Origin of the sequence: Roseibium sp. (genome assembly GCF_051016195.1) — a bacterium.
Lineage (GTDB): Bacteria > Pseudomonadota > Alphaproteobacteria > Rhizobiales > Stappiaceae > Roseibium.
In genome coordinates this window covers 4,335,426-4,354,767 of record NZ_CP134616.1, presented here as the reverse complement: position 1 = coordinate 4,354,767, position 19,342 = coordinate 4,335,426, and the positions used below count along the sequence as shown (strand labels likewise).

15 protein-coding genes and 3 tRNA genes are annotated in these 19,342 nt (G+C 59.1%); 2 read left to right on the top strand and 16 right to left on the bottom strand.

Features of this window, described 5'->3' with window-relative positions; all coding sequences use genetic code 11:
• Positions 1 to 35 precede the first annotated feature (35 nt).
• The 16 genes from fusA to RDA78_RS19800 all read right to left on the bottom strand — a co-directional run bounded on the left by fusA (position 36) and on the right by RDA78_RS19800 (position 17,898).
• Positions 36 to 2,111 carry an elongation factor G gene (gene fusA / locus RDA78_RS19875; RefSeq protein WP_434051539.1) on the bottom strand — a complete coding sequence of 692 codons (2,076 nt, stop codon included), beginning with the start codon at positions 2,109 to 2,111 and terminating at the stop codon, positions 36 to 38.
• A gap of 23 nt (positions 2,112 to 2,134) precedes the next feature.
• Complete coding sequence (gene rpsG / locus RDA78_RS19870) at positions 2,135 to 2,605, bottom strand: 30S ribosomal protein S7 (protein ID WP_023001588.1); 471 nt, start codon at positions 2,603 to 2,605, stop codon at positions 2,135 to 2,137.
• 12 nt (positions 2,606 to 2,617) lie between these two features.
• On the bottom strand, positions 2,618 to 2,989 hold the full coding sequence (gene rpsL / locus RDA78_RS19865) for a 30S ribosomal protein S12 (protein ID WP_006936459.1): 372 nt from the start codon (positions 2,987 to 2,989) through the stop codon (positions 2,618 to 2,620).
• A 651-nt stretch (positions 2,990 to 3,640) separates the two neighbouring features.
• Entirely contained in the window at positions 3,641 to 3,934 is a 294-nt protein-coding gene (locus RDA78_RS19860; protein ID WP_434051538.1) for a regulator, read from the bottom strand.
• Positions 3,935 to 4,011: 77 nt separating this feature from the next.
• Positions 4,012 to 8,211, bottom strand: coding sequence for a DNA-directed RNA polymerase subunit beta' (rpoC, locus tag RDA78_RS19855; RefSeq protein WP_434051537.1), 4,200 nt, complete (start codon positions 8,209 to 8,211; stop codon positions 4,012 to 4,014).
• Positions 8,212 to 8,303: 92 nt separating this feature from the next.
• A complete protein-coding gene (gene rpoB / locus RDA78_RS19850) occupies positions 8,304 to 12,443 on the bottom strand; it encodes a DNA-directed RNA polymerase subunit beta (protein ID WP_434051536.1) in 4,140 nt (1,379 codons plus the stop codon).
• 272 nt (positions 12,444 to 12,715) lie between these two features.
• Positions 12,716 to 13,096 carry a 50S ribosomal protein L7/L12 gene (gene rplL / locus RDA78_RS19845; RefSeq protein WP_305989743.1) on the bottom strand — a complete coding sequence of 127 codons (381 nt, stop codon included), beginning with the start codon at positions 13,094 to 13,096 and terminating at the stop codon, positions 12,716 to 12,718.
• A 60-nt stretch (positions 13,097 to 13,156) separates the two neighbouring features.
• Positions 13,157 to 13,675 carry a 50S ribosomal protein L10 gene (gene rplJ, locus RDA78_RS19840; RefSeq protein WP_306146311.1) on the bottom strand — a complete coding sequence of 173 codons (519 nt, stop codon included), beginning with the start codon at positions 13,673 to 13,675 and terminating at the stop codon, positions 13,157 to 13,159.
• Between the two features lie 312 nt (positions 13,676 to 13,987).
• Positions 13,988 to 14,686 (bottom strand): 50S ribosomal protein L1, encoded by a 699-nt coding sequence (rplA, locus tag RDA78_RS19835; RefSeq protein WP_434051535.1) that lies wholly within the window; start codon positions 14,684 to 14,686, stop codon positions 13,988 to 13,990.
• A gap of 4 nt (positions 14,687 to 14,690) precedes the next feature.
• On the bottom strand, positions 14,691 to 15,119 hold the full coding sequence (gene rplK / locus RDA78_RS19830) for a 50S ribosomal protein L11 (RefSeq protein WP_094071112.1): 429 nt from the start codon (positions 15,117 to 15,119) through the stop codon (positions 14,691 to 14,693).
• A 170-nt stretch (positions 15,120 to 15,289) separates the two neighbouring features.
• Positions 15,290 to 15,820, bottom strand: a complete 531-nt coding sequence (gene nusG, locus RDA78_RS19825) for a transcription termination/antitermination protein NusG (protein ID WP_434051534.1) — start codon at positions 15,818 to 15,820, stop codon at positions 15,290 to 15,292.
• A gap of 53 nt (positions 15,821 to 15,873) precedes the next feature.
• Positions 15,874 to 16,071 carry a preprotein translocase subunit SecE gene (secE, locus tag RDA78_RS19820; RefSeq protein WP_434051533.1) on the bottom strand — a complete coding sequence of 66 codons (198 nt, stop codon included), beginning with the start codon at positions 16,069 to 16,071 and terminating at the stop codon, positions 15,874 to 15,876.
• Positions 16,072 to 16,174: 103 nt separating this feature from the next.
• A tRNA-Trp gene (locus RDA78_RS19815) sits at positions 16,175 to 16,250 on the bottom strand.
• Positions 16,251 to 16,357: 107 nt separating this feature from the next.
• Complete coding sequence (gene tuf / locus RDA78_RS19810) at positions 16,358 to 17,548, bottom strand: elongation factor Tu (protein ID WP_434051532.1); 1,191 nt, start codon at positions 17,546 to 17,548, stop codon at positions 16,358 to 16,360.
• A gap of 169 nt (positions 17,549 to 17,717) precedes the next feature.
• Positions 17,718 to 17,791: transfer RNA gene (locus RDA78_RS19805), tRNA-Gly, on the bottom strand.
• Between the two features lie 22 nt (positions 17,792 to 17,813).
• Positions 17,814 to 17,898, bottom strand: a tRNA-Tyr gene (locus RDA78_RS19800).
• A 407-nt stretch (positions 17,899 to 18,305) separates the two neighbouring features.
• On the opposite strand from RDA78_RS19800, the gene RDA78_RS19795 reads away from it, so the two are divergent.
• Both RDA78_RS19795 and RDA78_RS19790 read left to right on the top strand, forming a co-directional pair.
• Complete coding sequence (locus RDA78_RS19795; RefSeq protein ID WP_434051531.1) at positions 18,306 to 18,803, top strand: MarR family winged helix-turn-helix transcriptional regulator; 498 nt, start codon at positions 18,306 to 18,308, stop codon at positions 18,801 to 18,803.
• A 23-nt stretch (positions 18,804 to 18,826) separates the two neighbouring features.
• Entirely contained in the window at positions 18,827 to 19,330 is a 504-nt protein-coding gene (locus tag RDA78_RS19790; protein ID WP_434051530.1) for a PaaI family thioesterase, read from the top strand.
• The last annotated feature ends 12 nt before the right edge of the window (positions 19,331 to 19,342 follow it).

Sequence of the window (19,342 nt, the reverse complement as noted above, 5' to 3'; positions counted from 1 at the left end):
TTTCTCTATTTCTTTTTGACATCAAGAGGTTCGGGTCAGGCGTACTTCGCCTGAACCTCTTCGGCGACAGCCTGCGGCACCTGCTCGTAGTGATCGAACACCATTGAGTACTGGGCGCGGCCTTGAGACATGGAACGCAGATTGTTCACGTAGCCAAACATGTTGGCCAGCGGAACCATTGCGGTGATGACGGTCACGATGCCCCGGTTCTCCGTGCCCGCGATCTGGCCGCGGCGAGAGTTCAGGTCACCAATCACGTCACCCATGTAGTCTTCAGGGGTGACAACCTCGACCTTCATGATCGGCTCGAGCAGTTTCGGGCCGGCCTTCTGGATTGCTTCGCGGAAACCGGCACGTCCGGCGATCTCGAAGGCCAGAACGGACGAGTCAACGTCGTGGTAGGCACCATCGGTCAGTGTTGCCTTGATATCGAGCATCGGGAAGCCGGCCAGCGGACCGGAAGACATGACGCTTTCGATACCCTTGGTAACGCCCGGAATGTATTCCTTGGGAACGTTACCGCCGACAACCTTGCTCTCGAAGACGTAACCTTCGTTCGGCTCGGCCGGCTCGATTGTGAGCTTGATGCGAGCGAACTGACCGGAACCGCCGGACTGCTTCTTGTGGGTGTAATCCACGTCGGCAACCTTGGTGATGGTTTCGCGGTAGGCAACCTGCGGCGCACCGATGTTCGCCTCGACCTTGAACTCACGCTTCATGCGGTCGACGATGATGTCGAGGTGCAATTCACCCATGCCCGCGATGATCGTCTGGCCGGATTCTTCGTCCGTCTTGACACGGAACGAGGGATCTTCAGCAGCCAGGCGGTTGAGGGCAAGACCCATCTTCTCCTGGTCGCCTTTGGTTTTCGGCTCAACGGCGATCTCGATGACCGGCTCGGGGAATTCCATGCGCTCCAGGATCACCGGCTTCAGGGCATCACACAGGGTGTCGCCCGTCGTGGTGTCTTTCAGACCTGCAATGGCAACGATGTCGCCGGCATAGGCTACATCGATGTCTTCACGGGAGTTGGAGTGCATCTGCATCATGCGGCCAACGCGCTCGCGCTTGTCCTTGACCGTGTTCAGAAGGGACACGCCCTTGTTCAGAACACCGGAATAGATGCGGCAGAACGTCAGGGAACCGACGAACGGGTCGTTGGCAATCTTGAAGGCCAGCAGGCTGAGCGGCTCGTCGTCGGAGGACTTGCGCTCGGCTTCTTCTTCAGTCTTCGGATCGACGCCCTTGATGGCCGGAACTTCGACCGGGCTCGGCAGGAAGTCGACAACAGCGTCGAGAAGCGGCTGAACGCCTTTGTTCTTGAACGCGGAGCCGCAGAAGATCGGCACGAAGTCACCGCTGATGGTGCCTTTGCGGATCAGCTCTTTCAGCTTCTCCGTGGAGGGCTCTTCGCCTTCAAGGTAAGCTTCCATTGCTTCTTCGTCGACTTCGACAGCTGTCTCGATCAGGGCGTCGTGCATTTCCTGCGCGCGATCTGCAAGATCGGCCGGAATGTCGGTTTCGTCCCAGGCAGCGCCGAGGTTTTCAGCCTGCCAGATCAGCGCCTTCATCTTCAGAAGGTCAACGCAGCCTGCGAATTCGCTTTCAGCGCCAACCGGCAGCTGCATGACAAGCGGAGTCGCGCCGAGGCGCTCCTTGATCATGGTGACGCACCGATCGAAATCAGCGCCCAGCTTGTCCATCTTGTTGACGAAGATCATCCGCGGAACGTTGTACTTGTCGGCCTGGCGCCAGACAGTCTCGGTCTGCGGTTCAACACCGGCGTTTGCGTCCAGGAGAGCAACCGCACCATCAAGAACACGCAGGGAACGCTCGACTTCAATGGTGAAGTCAACGTGGCCCGGGGTGTCGATGATGTTCAGGCGCTTGTCGTTCCAGAACGCGGTCGTTGCAGCAGAGGTGATCGTCATGCCACGCTCCTGCTCCTGCTCCATCCAGTCCATGGTGGCTGCGCCGTCATGAACTTCGCCGATCTTGTGGCTCTTACCCGTATAGTAGAGGATACGTTCCGTGGTCGTGGTCTTGCCGGCATCGATGTGAGCCATGATGCCGAAGTTACGGTAGTCCTCGATTTTATGCGTGCGCGACATAGCGTCAGCCCTTCGAAGTCAAATTACCAGCGATAGTGCGAGAACGCGCGGTTGGCGTCGGCCATCCGGTGCGTGTCTTCGCGCTTCTTAACTGCGGTACCACGGTTGTTTGCTGCATCAAGCAGTTCGCCGGAGAGACGATCAACCATCGTGGTTTCGTTGCGGTTGCGCGCAGCGGTGATCAGCCAGCGGATCGCGAGCGCCTGGCGGCGATCGGTGCGAACTTCGACCGGGACCTGGTAGGTTGCACCACCAACACGGCGGGAGCGCACTTCCACTTGCGGCATAACGTTTTCAAGAGCCGCGTGGAAAACCTCGATAGGGTTCTCGCGAGTCTTGTTCTCGACAACGTCGAAAGCACCGTAGACGATGCGTTCGGCTGTGGATTTCTTGCCGTCATACATGATGGAGTTCATGAACTTCGTGACGACAATATCCCCGAACTTGGGATCGGGGTTGATTTCGCGTTTTTCAGCGCGGTGACGACGGGACATCTGATGTGCTCCTTACTTCGGCCGCTTGGCGCCGTATTTCGAACGGCGCTGCTTACGATCCTTGACGCCCTGGGTGTCGAGCACACCACGGATGATGTGGTAGCGCACACCCGGCAAGTCCTTCACGCGGCCGCCGCGGATCATCACCACCGAGTGTTCCTGAAGGTTGTGACCTTCACCCGGGATGTAACCGATGACTTCGAAGCCGTTGGTCAGGCGGATCTTGGCCACCTTACGCAGAGCCGAGTTCGGCTTCTTCGGCGTCGTCGTGTAAACGCGGGTGCAAACACCACGCTTCTGGGGGCAGGCCTCCATGGCCGGCACCTTGTTCCGCTTCGGCGGATCTTTCCGCGGCTTGCGGATCAACTGGTTGATGGTCGGCATTCTTTGCCCTTTACCTTGTCCATCCAAAAATTCGTATGCAACTGCAGTCCCCCGCTGACCCTGCAAATCCGTCAAGACATGCAGAATCGCGCCCGCGCGCTCTGAAAGAGCGGCCGGCGCTGCGAAAAACCAGAGGACCACGAGTTGCCCCGCGGTCTTGCAATCGACGCGTATTCGCCTATGTAACCCGGCAGCGTTTAAGAGGATTGGGTCCTGCGCCTTTGATCAGCGCTGGACGGTTCACTCTTACCGCCTGCCCTTGGGATGCGCGGAACCTACTCATATGCACCCTTTGCGTCAAGTGCTTTATCGAAAAAACCGCAAGCGGTATCACCTGCACCGAGAAACACGAATTTTCGATATGAAAACAGTGCTCTATTGATTTTCCGACACTGTAAATATCACGATTTGGGTAATTTTATTGCGCACGCCGGTTTTCCCCGTTGGAAGTTCGGCAATTCCAAGTGCCGCAGGCCCATCGGTTTGCGCCAAAAAACGTCCCGGCTCGAGAATCGGCACACCTGATTCACCGATTTTTCAATCATGTATGCGCAGGTGCAGCGGAACCTGGGCTGTTTCGCCCGCGACCGCATACCCGCCATGCAGTATCGCCTGGGTTCCAAGCCGGTAAATGTCTCGATGCGGTAATGCTCACGCAGTGAACGTCACGATAGCGACATTGCCGGCAAGCGCATCCTGGTAAGCACCTTCGTGGACCGGATCATCAGGTTCCCCGTCCATGACACCGATCTGGTCCAGCTCGGCTTCGGCATACCCCTGCCCCTGCAACGCTTCGAGCGTCTTGCGCACTGCATCGTCGTCGTCAGGCGCCGTCAGCAGGGCATGGATCGTGATCGCATCCTCCGGAAGTGCCTCTTCATTTTGCCAGACACGGCCGATGACGATGTACACCACAGGTTCCATCTCGACTTCATTGTCATTCATTTCAGGTCTCTTTCACTCTGCATCAAACAGGAAAGGCCGCCCGGAGGCGGCCTTTCGGATTTCAGCGGGCGCAAGATTTATTCCGCTGCGCCGGTCATGTCTTCCAGCAGGCCTTCCGCCGCACTTTCCGAAGACTGCTGACGCTGCGCTTCCTGGATCAGGTCGTCGCGATGCGATGCAATCTGGCGGATGCGCTTCATCACGCCGCCGGTACCGGCCGGGATCAGGCGGCCGACAATGACGTTTTCCTTGAGGCCGACCAGCGGGTCGGTCTTGCCGTTGACTGCGGCATCGGTAAGCACCCGGGTGGTTTCCTGGAAGGAAGCCGCCGAGAAGAAGGACCGCGTCTGCAGCGAGGCCTTGGTGATGCCGAGCAGGACAGGTACGCCCTTGGCCGGATCCCTCGCATTGTCGATGGCCTTTTCGTTTGCCTCTTCGAAGTCGATCTTGTCGATCTGCTCGCCCGAGAAGAACTCGGTGTCGCCCGGATCGGTGATTTCGACTTTCTGAAGCATCTGGCGGACAATCACCTCGATGTGCTTGTCGTTGATGGTCACGCCCTGCAGACGGTAGACCTCCTGGATCTCGTTGACGAGATAGGCTGCGAGTGCCTCCACGCCCTTGACTGCCAGAATGTCGTGCGGTGCCGGGTTGCCGTCGAGAATGTACTCACCCTTTTCAATGGCGTCGCCTTCCTGGAGATGGAAGTGCTTGCCCTTTGGGATGAGGTACTCGACGGGGTCGACCCCCTCCTCTGCCGGATCAATGATGATGCGGCGCTTGTTCTTGTAGTCACGGCCGAACCGGATCGTTCCATCGATTTCCGCGATGATCGCGTGATCCTTCGGACGGCGTGCCTCGAACAGTTCGGCAACACGCGGCAGACCACCGGTGATGTCCTTGGTCTTGGCGCTTTCCAGAGGAATACGCGCCAGAACGTCACCAGCCTTGACCGTTGATCCGGGCTGAACCGAAAGAACGGCGTCCACCGAAAGCATCAGGCGGGCATCGGAACCGCGGGCGTTCTTGGAAATTGTACCCTTGTCGTCCTTGATGACGATCGCCGGCTTGAGATCCGCTCCACGCTGCGACGAACGCCAGTCGATAACGATACGCTTGGTGATCCCGGTCGCCTCGTCGGCGGTTTCCTGAACCGACGCGCCGTCGACCAGATCCTCGAAGTCAACGGTGCCGTCAACTTCCGCAAGCATCGGACGGGTATAGGGATCCCACTCCGCGATCCGCTGACCGCGCTTGACCGCATCGCCCTCGTCCACATGCAGCTTGGAGCCGTAGGCAACACGGTGCACGGCACGCTCGTTGCCATCGCTGTCGATGACGACGATGGACATGTTGCGGACCATGGCGACGAGATTGCCTTCGGAATCGCGCTGAACGGAGCGGTTCCGGATCTTCACGGTGCCGTCGACGTTGGACTCGATGAACGAGCTGTCGACAACCTGCGCCGTGCCGCCGATGTGGAACGTCCGCATCGTCAGCTGGGTGCCCGGTTCACCGATCGACTGCGCCGCGATGACACCGACGGCTTCACCGAGGTTGACCGGAGTACCGCGTGCCAGGTCACGGCCGTAGCAGGTCGCGCACACACCGGTTTCGGTTTCACAGGTCAGAACCGAACGGATCTTGATCTGCTGTACCTTGGCGGCCTCGATCGCCTCGACATCCTTCTCGTCGATGAGCCTGCCTCTTGGGACAAGAACCTCGCCGGTCTGGTTGTTGACGACGTCTTCGGCTGTTGTCCGTCCGAGAACGCGCATGCCGAGGGAGGCAATGACGTTACCGGCATCAACGATCGGCGCAACGGTGATGCCGCGCTCGGATCCGCAATCCTGCTCCAGGATGATGCTGTCCTGCGCAACGTCCACCAGACGGCGCGTGAGGTAACCGGAGTTCGCAGTCTTCAGGGCGGTATCCGCCAGACCCTTACGGGCACCGTGCGTGGAGTTGAAGTACTCCAGAACCGACAGGCCTTCCTTGAAGTTCGAAATGATCGGGTTCTCGATGATGGACCCGTCCGGCTTGGCCATCAGACCACGCATACCCGCCAGCTGTTTCATCTGCTGGGGCGAGCCACGGGCACCGGAGTGAGACATCATGTAGACCGAGTTCATCGGTTTCTGACGTCCGGTCTCGTCGTCGATCTGGACCGCCTTGATGCGGGCCATCATTTCGTCGGCGATCTTGTCCGTGCATTTCGCCCAGGCGTCGACAACCTTGTTGTACTTCTCGCCCTGGGTGATCAGACCGTCATTGTACTGCTGCTCGTATTCGGTCGCGAGCGACGCGGTTTCGGCAACCAGGTTCTGCTTGGTGTCCGGGATGACCATGTCGTCCATGCCGAACGAGATACCTGCGTTACAGGCATTCTTGAAGCCGAGTTCCATGATCCGGTCACAGAAGATGACCGTCTCCTTCTGACCGCAGGCACGGTAGACCGTGTCGATCATCTTGGAGATTTCCTTCTTGGTCATCAGCTTGTTGCAGACCTCGAACGGCACCTCGAAATGCTTCGGCAGCAACTCGGCGACCAGCATGCGGCCCGGCGTCGTCTCAATGATTTCGGACGTCGGGTTGCCCTCTGCATCAACGGACTTGTAGCGGCCCTTGATCTTGGTGTGCAGCGTGATGACCTTGTTGGCCAGGGCGTGATGGATTTCGCCGATATCGCCGAATGCCATGCCCTCGCCCGGCTCACCTTCCGCAAGGATCGACAGGTAGTAGAGACCGAGAACGATATCCTGAGACGGAACAATGATCGGGCCACCGTTGGCCGGGTGCAGGATGTTGTTCGTGGACATCATCAGCGTCCGCGCTTCCAGCTGGGCTTCCAGCGACAGCGGAACGTGAACAGCCATCTGGTCACCATCGAAGTCGGCGTTGAACGCCGAACAGACGAGCGGGTGCAGCTGAATGGCCTTGCCTTCGATCAGGGTCGGCTCGAACGCCTGGATGCCGAGACGGTGAAGCGTCGGTGCACGGTTCAGGAGAACCGGGTGCTCGCGGATCACTTCGTCAAGGATATCCCAGACTTCCGGACGCTCCTTTTCCACCAGCTTCTTCGCCTGCTTGACAGTCGACGAGAAGCCCTTCGCGTCAAGCCGCGAATAGATGAAGGGCTTGAACAGCTCAAGCGCCATTTTCTTCGGCAGGCCGCACTGGTGCAGCTTCAGTTCCGGACCCACGGTGATGACCGAACGGCCGGAATAGTCGACGCGCTTGCCGAGAAGGTTCTGACGGAAGCGGCCCTGCTTGCCTTTCAGCATGTCGGACAGTGACTTCAGCGGACGCTTGTTGGCACCCGTGATGACGCGGCCGCGGCGGCCGTTGTCGAACAGCGCATCGACGGATTCCTGAAGCATGCGCTTCTCGTTCCGGATGATGATGTCCGGAGCACGCAGTTCCATCAGACGGCGCAGACGGTTGTTCCGGTTGATCACGCGGCGGTAAAGATCGTTCAGATCCGAGGTCGCGAACCGGCCGCCATCAAGCGGGACCAGCGGGCGCAGATCCGGCGGGATAACCGGAACGACCGTCATGATCATCCATTCCGGACGGTTGCCCGACTCCATGAACGCTTCGATGACCTTCAGGCGCTTTGCCAGTTTCTTCGGCTTCAGCTCCGTCGTCGCTTCGGCAATTTCCTGGCGCAGCTTTTCGCTTTCCCGCTCAAGATCCATGCTCATCAGGATCTCGCGGATCGCCTCGGCGCCGATCATAGCGGTGAACGCGTCTTCGCCATATTCGTCCTGCGCGGCAACATAGTCTTCCTCGGAGAGGAGCTGATGCTGCTTGAGCGGGGTCAGGCCCGGCTCGAGAACAACGTAGTTCTCGAAGTACAGAACACGTTCCAGATCCTTCAGCGTCATGTCGAGCAAAAGGCCGATCCGGCTCGGCAGCGACTTCAGGAACCAGATATGGGCAACCGGAGCAGCCAGCTCGATATGGCCCATGCGTTCGCGGCGAACGCGCGAAAGCGTGACTTCAACGCCGCACTTCTCGCAGATAACGCCTTTGTATTTCATGCGCTTGTACTTGCCGCAAAGACATTCATAGTCCTTGATCGGGCCGAAGATACGCGCGCAGAACAAACCGTCGCGTTCAGGCTTGAACGTGCGGTAGTTGATGGTTTCCGGCTTTTTGATCTCGCCGAAAGACCAGGACAAGATCTTTTCCGGGCTCGCAAGCGAAATCCGGATATTGTCGAAGGTCTGTGTGGGAGCCTGCTGGTTAAACAGGTTCATGACCTCATGATTCATGATCCATCTCCTTCGATGCGCGGCCGGGGATCGGGTTTTGTTCACCGTCCCCGTAACCGGCATGCCAAGTCATTTGTGGTCCGTTGCCGGGGTTACTCTGCTGCGTCCGCAGTCTCTTCCTCGGCAATCGCGGGCACATCGGTACGCTGAAGTTCAACGTTGAGACCCAGGGACCGCATTTCCTTCACAAGCACGTTGAAGCTTTCCGGGATACCCGCCTCGAACGTGTCGTCTCCGCGGACAATGGCCTCGTAGACCTTCGTACGGCCGGCAACGTCGTCCGACTTCACAGTCAGCATTTCCTGCAGCGTGTAGGCGGCACCATAGGCTTCCAGCGCCCAGACCTCCATTTCCCCGAAGCGCTGGCCACCGAACTGCGCCTTGCCACCCAGCGGCTGCTGCGTGACGAGCGAGTACGGGCCGATCGAACGGGCATGGATCTTGTCGTCGACAAGGTGGTGCAGCTTCAGCATGTAGATGTAGCCCACCGTGACCTTGCGATCGAACTCCTCACCGGTCCGGCCGTCATAAAGCACCGACTGGCCGCTCGGATCGTAGCCGGCGATATTCAGGGCCTCGACAACATCCGGTTCACGCGCACCGTCAAAGACCGGCGTTGCAATCGAAACGCCCTTCTTCAGCTGGTCAGCGAGCCGGACGATACCATCGTCGTCATAGGACTTGACGTCGTCGCCCTTCATGTTGTCGCCGTAGATCTCCACGATCTTGCCGCGAAGCTCCTCGATCTGACCCGAACGCTTGTACTCTTCGTACATCTCACCGATCCGGTTGCCCATGCCCCGGCAAGCCCAGCCAAGGTGGGTTTCCAGGATCTGGCCAACGTTCATGCGCGACGGCACGCCGAGCGGGTTGAGCACGATGTCGACATGGGTCCCGTCTTCCAGGAACGGCATGTCTTCGCACGGGTTGATCTTGGACACGACGCCCTTGTTGCCGTGACGGCCGGCCATCTTGTCGCCCGGCTGAAGCTTGCGCTTCACGGCAACGAAGACCTTGACCATCTTCATGACGCCCGGGGGAAGTTCATCGCCGCGCTGCAGTTTCTCGACCTTGTCGATGAAACGCTGCTCGAGACGCTTCCGGCTGTCGTCATACTGACCGCGCAGAGCCTCGATCTCAGACATGAACTTCTCGTCCTCGGTCGCGAACTGCCACCACTGGGACCGCGGGAAGTCATTCAGAACGTCGCCGGTCAGGACACCCTCCTTGCTGAACCCTTTCGGGCCTGCAACGGCGGTCTTGTCCATCAGCATCTCGGCCAGACGGCCATAGACATTCCGGTCGAGGATCGCCTGTTCGTCGTCGCGGTCTTTCGCGAGACGTTCAATTTCCTCGCGCTCGATGGCCATCGCACGCTCGTCTTTCTCAACGCCGTGGCGATTGAAGACGCGAACCTCGACAACGGTACCGCTGACACCCGGCGGCAGGCGCAGGGACGTGTCGCGGACGTCGGACGCTTTCTCGCCGAAGATGGCGCGCAGAAGCTTTTCTTCAGGCGTCATCGGGCTCTCGCCCTTCGGCGTGATCTTGCCGACCAGGATATCGCCCGGGTTGAGTTCGGCACCAATATAGACGATGCCGGCCTCGTCGAGATTCTTCAGCGCTTCTTCTGAAACGTTCGGAATGTCGCGGGTGATTTCTTCCGGGCCGAGCTTGGTATCACGCGCCATCACCTCGAATTCCTCAAGGTGGATCGACGTAAAGACGTCATCGGACACGATCCGCTCGGAAAGCAGGATGGAATCCTCGAAGTTGTAGCCGTTCCAGGGCATGAACGCGACGAGCACGTTCCGGCCGAGCGCCAGATCGCCGAGATCCGTGGACGGACCGTCTGCGATGATGTCGCCCTTGTGGACCCGGTCACCGACACGCACCAGCGGACGCTGGTTGATGCAGGTGTTCTGGTTGGAACGCTGAAACTTCTGCAGGCGGTAGATATCAACGCCGGACTTGCTCGGATCAAGATCTTCCGTTGCGCGGATGACGATACGCGTTGCGTCGACCTGATCGACGACGCCTGCGCGCCGCGCACCGATGGCGGCGCCGGAATCACGCGCAACGATCGGCTCCATGCCGGTTCCGACGAACGGCGCTTCGGCGCGCACCAGAGGCACGGCCTGACGCTGCATGTTCGAACCCATGAGCGCACGGTTGGCGTCATCGTTTTCCAGGAACGGAATGAGCGCTGCGGCGACAGACACGAGCTGCTTCGGCGAAACGTCCATGAGGTCGACCTTGTCGGACGGAACCATCATGTTTTCGCCTGCGTGGCGGCAAGTGATCAGTTCGGTGGTGAACCGGCCATCTGCGTCATACTCGGCGTTGGACTGCGCGACGTAGTGCTTGGCTTCTTCCATCGCCGACAGGTAGACGACCTCGTTGCTGACAACGCCGTCATTGACCTTCCGGTAAGGGCTTTCGATGAAGCCGTACTTGTTGACACGCGCGAACGTGGCAAGCGAGTTGATCAGACCGATGTTCGGACCTTCCGGCGTTTCGATCGGGCAGATACGGCCGTAATGCGTCGGGTGCACGTCGCGCACCTCGAAGCCGGCGCGCTCGCGGGTCAGACCACCCGGGCCAAGAGCCGAAAGACGGCGCTTGTGCGTGACTTCGGAAAGCGGGTTGGTCTGGTCCATGAACTGCGACAGCTGCGAAGAACCGAAGAATTCGCGAACCGCAGCGGCCGCTGGCTTCGCGTTGATCAGGTCCTGCGGCATGACCGTGTCGATCTCGACGGAACTCATCCGTTCCTTGATCGCGCGTTCCATGCGCAGGAGGCCGACGCGGTACTGGTTTTCCATCAATTCGCCGACGGACCGCACACGGCGGTTGCCGAGATTGTCGATGTCGTCGATTTCGCCCTTGCCGTCGCGCAGCTCAAGAAGGACGCGGATGACTTCCAGGATGTCTTCCTTGCGCAGGGTCCGGACGGTGTCCTCGCACTGCAGGTCAAGGCGCATGTTCATCTTCACGCGGCCAACGGCGGAAAGGTCGTAGCGCTCGTCGTCGAAGAACAGCGACCCGAACATCGCTTCCGCGGTGTCGATCGTGGGCGGTTCACCTGGACGCATCACGCGGTAGATATCGAAAAGCGCGTCCTCGCGGGACTCGTTCTTGTCGACAGAAAGCGTGTTGCGGATGTAGGGACCGGTGTTGACATGGTCGATGTCAAGCATCGGCAGTTCGTGATAGCCGCGCTCCACGAGCTCTTCGAGCAGCTTGCCGGTGATTTCGTCTCCGGCTTCTGCAAAGATTTCGCCGTTTTTCCCGTCGACGATGTCTTCGGCAAGGTACTGGCCGTGAAGATCCTCATCGGTGATCTTGAGTGCCGTGATGCCCTTTTCACCGAGCTGACGGATCGTACGCGCGGTGATCTTGCGGCCACCTTCCACGACAACTTCACCGCTGTCGGCATCGATCAGGTCGTAGGACGCCTTGGTTCCCTTGAGACGCTCACCGTCAAACGGCATGCGCCAGGACCCGTCTTTCTGACGCGTATAATCGATCCGGTTGTAGAACGTGTTGAGGATTTCCTCGCCGTCCAGGCCGAGCGCCATCAGCAGAGACGTCACAGGGATCTTGCGCCGACGGTCGATGCGCGCATGCACGATATCCTTGGCGTCGAATTCGATATCGAGCCAGGAGCCACGATAGGGAATGACACGCGCGGCAAACAGCAGCTTGCCCGAGGAATGGGTTTTGCCCTTGTCATGGTCAAAGAACACGCCCGGCGAGCGGTGCATCTGGGAGACGATGACGCGCTCGGTACCGTTGACGATAAAGGTGCCGTTGTCTGTCATGAACGGCATGTCACCCATGTAGACATCCTGCTCCTTGATGTCCTTGACCGACTTGGCACCGGTATCTTCGTCGACATCAAACACGATCAGCCGCAAGGTGACTTTGAGCGGCGCTGCGAACGTCATGTCGCGCTGGCGGCACTCGTCGACATCGTATTTGGGAGCTTCAAATTCGTAAGAGACAAATTCCAGCAGGGATGTCCCTGCGAAATCGGAGATGGGGAACACGGACTGGAAGACCGCTTCTAGGCCTTCAATTTTGCGGCCGCCGCCCGGCATCTCGTCGACCTGGAGAAACTGGTCGTAGGATGCTTTCTGCACCTCGATGAGATTGGGCATTGCCGCGACATCGCGGATCGATCCGAAGTATTTACGGACCTTTTTGCGACCGTTGAACGTTTGGGTCATTGTCGCTCCTCGTATCGGCCGGGTAACGGCTTCCCGAAACGCCCCTTTTCCAATCGGGCTGCCCGCCCGGGCGCTTCGGAAAACCGTCCCCCAAATTCAATCAGCTTCCACCTGGAAGAAAAGCTGACCGGGTTATGGGGCCCGGGACATGCGCGGCACAGCAGACAAACGCGACATACCCCAGTGGTGCGTTTGCCCCGGAAACGGGTCGGACCCGCCGGGGCAACAAACGGTCCCGGTTGCCCGGGACCGCGAAAAGGCAAACGCCTTTGTTACTTCAGCTCGACAGAAGCGCCAGCTTCTTCCAGCTTCTTCTTCAGTTCTTCAGCTTCGTCCTTGGCAACGCCTTCCTTGACGGCTTTCGGAGCGGACTCAACGAGTTCCTTAGCTTCCTTCAGGCCAAGACCGGTGATTGCACGGACTTCCTTGATGACGTTGATTTTCTTGTCGCCGGCGGCAGACAGAACAACGTCAAATTCGGTTTTCTCTTCAGCAGCAGCAGCTTCGCCGCCGGCAGCACCACCAGCAGCAGCAACTGCAACCGGAGCAGCGGCGGAAACGCCCCACTTCTCTTCGAGGAGCTTGCTGAGTTCAGCAGCTTCCATGACGGTCAGCGAGGACAGTTCTTCAACGAGCTTTTCAAGATCAGCCATTTTATTCAGTACCTTAAGTTCGAACCAGTTCGGTTACGTTAGACAGTGTGTTTGGACGCCTTACGCGGCCTCGTCCTTCGTGGCATACGCATTGAAGACGCGGGCGAGCTGCCCGGCCGGTGCGTTGACAACCTGAGCAATCCGGGAAGCCGGGGTCTGGATCATGCCAACCAGTTTCGCACGCAGCTCATCGAGCGACGGCATGGTTGCCAGAGACTTGACGCCTTCCGGGTTCAGATTGGTCGTTCCAAGAGCACCGCCAAGGATTTCCAACTTTTCGTTGGCCTTGGCGAAATCGACAGCTGCTTTTGGTGCTGCTACCGGATCGTCTGAGTAGACGAGAACGGTAGGGCCCTGAAACAGGTCGGAGATATGCTCAAGGTCGGTGCCTTTAAGGGCGAGTTTCACAAGGCGGTTTTTTGCGACTTTTACAGAGCCGCCGGCTTCACGCACAGATGCCCGCAATGCAGTCATCTGGGCAACCGAAAGACCTGCATAGTGCGCGACGACAACGACGCCGGTATTGCCCAGCTCTTCGTTGAGAGACGTCACGAACTCGTGCTTTTCCGCTCTTTCCACTTGCCTTCTCCATTTGATGGCGTTGCCACCATCGGTTTACCTTTGCCACCCGCTTCGGTTCCGAACCCGGAACCGCGTTTAAGGCGGCGCTCAGGGTCCTGTCCCCTCACCTTCACGCGGAACGCGCGGCAAGGTCTGGTTCGAACCTGGTTGTCCGCTTGACGCGGAAATTCGGTTCTCACCCATCTATGCAGGCCATATTGCTTAAGCCGGTTTCCCGGCACCTGCAGTCTCGGACAGGGCAACCCGGCGGAAACCGCCGGGTCTATTCGGCCACAGGGCCGAAATCTCAATTCGATCCGGTTGCCCGGATCACTCGCCGGCGACGCTGGCGAGGTCGATCTTCACCCCCGGGCCCATCGTGGACGACACCGCGATGCGCTTCAGGTAGGAGCCTTTGGCACCGGACGGCTTTGCCTTCTGGACCGCATCGACGAGCGCCTTGACGTTCTGCAGGATGGCCTCTTCGGAGAAGGACACCTTGCCGACGCCGGCATGAACGATACCCGCCTTTTCAACGCGGAACTGAACAGCACCACCCTTGGCGTCGTTGACCGCAGCGGTCACGTCCGGGGTAACCGTTCCGACCTTCGGGTTCGGCATCAGGCCGCGCGGGCCGAGCACCTTGCCGAGACGGCCGACCAGCGGCATCATGTCGGGAGTTGCAATGCAGCGATCGAAGTCGATCTTGCCGCCCTGCACTTCCTGGACCAGTTCTTCGGCGCCAACGATATCGGCACCGGCTGCCTTGGCCTCATCCGCCTTGTCGCCACGTGCGAACACGGCAACGCGAACGTTCTTGCCGGTTCCGTTTGGCAGAACGCAGACACCACGGACCATCTGGTCTGCGTGACGCGGGTCAACACCGAGATTGATCGCAACTTCAACAGTCTCGTCGAACTTGGTCTTGGCGCGGCCCTTTACCAGACCGATCGCCTCGTCAAGAGAGTACAGCTTGTTGCGGTCGATGCCTTCACGGGCAGCGGCAGTACGTTTTCCAACCTTCGCCATGATCTTACCCCTTCACCTCGAGGCCCATGGAACGGGCAGAGCCTTCGACCATCAGCATCGCTGCATCGACGTCGTTGGCGTTCAGGTCCTTCATCTTGGCTTCAGCGATTTCCTTCACCTGGTCCCGCGTGACCGATCCAACCGTTCCACGGCCAGGGGTCTGCGAACCCTTCTGCAGCTTTGCAGCCTTTTTCAGGAAGAAGGACACCGGCGCCGTCTTCACTTCGAATGTGAAGGACTTGTCGGAGTAATATGTAATCACGGTCGGGCACGGTGCGCCCTTTTCAACGTCCTGGGTCTGCGCATTGAATGCCTTGCAGAATTCCATGATGTTCAGACCACGCTGACCAAGTGCCGGCCCGATGGGCGGCGACGGGGTCGCGGAACCTGCGGGCACCTGAAGCTTCAGGAAACCTTCAATTTTCTTCGCCATACCTGTCTCCAATCATACGCAGCTGAACGGCGATCCAGCTGGCTGGGAGCTGGTGGTCCGGCCCTTTGCCGACATCCGGCGATGAATGTCAGGACCTTCCACCGATTTTCCCGATGCTCAGGCATGGGCCTGAGACCGGGCACTCGAACCGCCCCTTCGGACGGCAACGGTCAAAGCTTGTCGACTTGACCGAATTCCAATTCAACCGGCGTCGCACGGCCGAAGATGGACACCGCCACCTTGAGACGCGCGCGCTCGTCGTCGACTTCCTCGACAAGGCCGGAAAACGAGGCAAACGGACCATCGGACACGCGCACCTGCTCGCCAACCTCGAAGGTGATCGACGGCTTCGGCCGGTCAACGCCTTCCTGCACCTGATTCATGATGCGCAGGGCTTCTTTTTCCGGGATCGGCATCGGCTTCTGGTCCGCGCCCAGGAACCCCGTCACTTTCGGCGTATCCTTGATGAGGTGAAATGCCTCATTGGTCATGTCCATCTTCACCAGGACATAGCCCGGAAAGAACTTGCGTTCGGTATCGACCTTGCGGCCACGGCGCACTTCAACGACCTTTTCCATCGGAACGAGGATTTCCTCAAACAGATCGGTAAGCCCTTTCTGCTCAGCCTTCTCGCGGATGGAATCGGCGACCTTCTTCTCAAAATTGGAATAGGCGTGCACAATGTACCAGCGCTTGGCCATGGATCTTCGTTCCGTTTCTTGTTCTTGTCTGCAAACCGGACGGTCGGTCTTACTCAGCCGCCGACACCCAAAAGCAAACCTATGCCCCAACTCATCAGCTGATCGGCGATCAGAAAGAAGATCGACGCGATCATCACCATCACGAACACCATGGCGGTGGTCACGGCGGTTTCCTTGCGCGTCGGCCACGTCACCTTGGACGTTTCGGAGCGCACTTCCTGGATGAATTTAAAGGGATTGGTCTTCGCCATTCCGGTTCCGGTCCGTTAAATACGAGTGGGCGCGCGGAAAACTCCGCGCGCCTCACTCGAGGAAACTCTTTAAGCCCTCGAGGCAATTAAATCAAGAGCAATCTGGCAGGGGCAGCAGGGTTCGAACCCGCGACCTACGGTTTTGGAGACCGTCGCTCTACCAACTGAGCTATACCCCTATAGGCGACCGCCTTGCGATCCCGCTCCTGATACCTTCTCAAGCCGCGCGTAGCAAGACTTAAGAAGAGGAGTCGCCGGGCACAAGACCCGGCAACCCGAATTCATCTTATTCGATGATGGATGCGACGACGCCGGCGCCGACGGTGCGGCCACCTTCGCGGATCGCGAAGCGCAGGCCTTCTTCCATGGCGATCGGCACGATCAGCTCAACGTCAACCGACACGTTGTCGCCAGGCATCACCATTTCCGTGCCTTCCGGCAGGGAGACAACACCCGTCACGTCCGTCGTACGGAAGTAGAACTGAGGACGGTAGTTGGTGAAGAACGGCGTATGACGGCCACCTTCTTCCTTCGTCAGGATGTAGGCTTCCGCCTTGAACTTCGTGTGCGGGGTAACAGAACCCGGCTTGCAAAGAACCTGGCCGCGCTCAACTTCCTCACGGCCAACGCCGCGGATCAGAGCACCGATGTTGTCGCCTGCTTCGCCGCTGTCCAGCAGCTTGCGGAACATTTCAACACCCGTAACCGTCGTCTTCGTGGTGTCCTTGATGCCGACGATCTCGACTTCTTCACCCACCTTGACAATACCGCGCTCAACACGACCCGTCACAACCGTACCACGGCCGGAGATCGAGAAAACGTCTTCGATCGGCATCAGGAACGGCTGATCCTTCGGACGCTCGGGCGTCGGGATGTATTCGTCAACCTGACCCATCAGCTCACGGATCGCGTCACGGCCGATTTCAGCGTCGCGGTTCTCAACAGCTGCAAGAGCCGAACCCTTCACGATCGGAATGTCATCGCCCGGGAACTCGTACGAAGACAGAAGCTCACGGATCTCCATTTCGACGAGCTCAAGAAGCTCTTCGTCGTCGACCTGGTCAACCTTGTTCATGAAGACAACCAGCGCCGGAACGCCAACCTGACGCGCAAGCAGGATGTGCTCGCGGGTCTGAGGCATCGGGCCGTCAGCCGAAGACACGACCAGGATCGCGCCGTCCATCTGAGCCGCACCCGTGATCATGTTCTTCACGTAGTCGGCGTGGCCAGGGCAGTCAACGTGAGCGTAGTGACGGTTCTCCGTCTCGTACTCAACGTGCGCCGTGGAGATGGTGATGCCGCGTGCCTTTTCTTCAGGCGCACCGTCAATCTCGTCGTAGGCTTTTGCTTCTGCGCCGCCGGCCTCGGCAAGCGTCATCGTAATTGCAGCGGTCAGCGTCGTCTTGCCATGGTCAACGTGGCCAATCGTGCCAATGTTAACGTGCGGCTTGTTGCGCTCAAATTTTTCCTTCGCCATCGGCGTCGCTCTCTGTCCAATACTCGGTTCGGTCGATACAGGCTCGAGGCGGGACGCCCTCCAGCGCCTTGGACAGATCCGCGAGCGTCGAATTGCTTCCCGTAGAACTTATGTCAGGATTTCCGGGCGAAAGAGCCTTCCGTTCCGGACACTCCGGTATGCCCCATGATGGAGCGGGTGAAGGGAATCGAACCCTCGTCGTCAGCTTGGAAGGCTGCTGCTCTACCATTGAGCTACACCCGCACAACGAGAGAAACAGGGTCGATGGTGGAGGAGGTTGGATTCGAACCAACGTAGGCATAGCCAACGGATTTACAGTCCGTCCCCTTTAGCCACTCGGGCACTCCTCCATCTCGTCCTGCTTCACGCCGAAGCGATCAGGATGGCTTACCGGAGAACCCGCCCGAAAGGGGCGAGCAATCCCGTGGCGCGTGTTATGCAGATGCGGACCTGCCCTGTCAACGCTGATTTTGCAAAGAAATGCACAAAATCGGGAAGACGCTCGAAACAGCTGCTTCGAACGCTGGAGATCACTCCGGTTACCGTCTTTCCAACAGTGCCTGCTCTGGCGCCGGATGTCACCATTTCCATATGGATTCCCTGAATCTGGAGCGAGAATCGTCCCTGCCTGTGGACAACTTGCCTGGGCAATCCGGCCCGTGAATTTCCGGGCTGCACACCGCGCCAAGTTGCTTACGGGAGCCGTCTCCCGCGCTTTCGGGTTGAGCGACTTCAGTTTTTGTTGTACCTACAACAAATGAGATCTGACCTGAACGACATCGACTTTACCGAAATGGGCAGAACCTGCTTCGGCCACGCGGCCCGGCGCACGGCGAACCTGCTGACGCGGCATTACAACCGCGCCATGGCCGGACTCGGCCTGGAACTGACCCAGGCACAGCTTCTCGCCGTCATAGCCGACGGCACCGCGCCCTCCGCCTCAGCCATCGCCCGCTATCTCGGCATCGACCGCTCGACGCTCGCGCGCAACCTGCGCCCGCTCGAAGTCGCAGGGTTGATCCGCCGGCGCGAAACCCCGGGTCGCACCGTCCTGCCCGTTCTGACACCGGCAGGTGAAGAGAAGGTCATCGAAATTCACCGGGCGTGGCAGCGCGCTCAGACGGAACTGACGGAGATGCTCGGGCCGGAAGGCGCTGAAGCCGTGCGCGCCCACATGTCCGCGCTGCGCAAGGCCGTTCACATTCTGGAAAAGAACGACGCCAACACCCCTGCCAACGTCGACAGGACAACCTGACGCCTCTTATTGAAGGACATCCGATGAGCAACACGGACACGATCACCGAAAACGGCAGGACCCATGAGATCGGCGCTCTGCCGAAAACGGCCTTTTCGGACATGACCGGGCTCGACATTTTCAGGCTCATGATGGCGGGCGACCTGCCCGCTCCACCCATGATGATCCACTCCAATATAAGAATGAAGGAATTCGAGGAGGGCCGCGCCGTCTTTACCGGTCTTCCGGCGAAGGAGTTTCTCAACCCGCTCGGAACCGTTCACGGCGGCTGGATATCCACGCTGATCGATACGGCGCTCAGCTGCGCGGTCCACACCACCTTGAAACCCGGCGAGTTCTATACGACCACGTCGCTCAACGTGAATATGGTCCGCCCGCTTCAGGCAACGAGCGGCGAGGTCATCTGCGAAGGCCGGATTGTCCATCGCGGCTCCCGCCTTGCGACATCGGAGGGCGATCTCAGGAATGCGGACGGCAAGCTGATCGCCCACGGCACGGTAAGCTGCATGATCCTGAAGCCGTCTTGAAGACGGACCGGA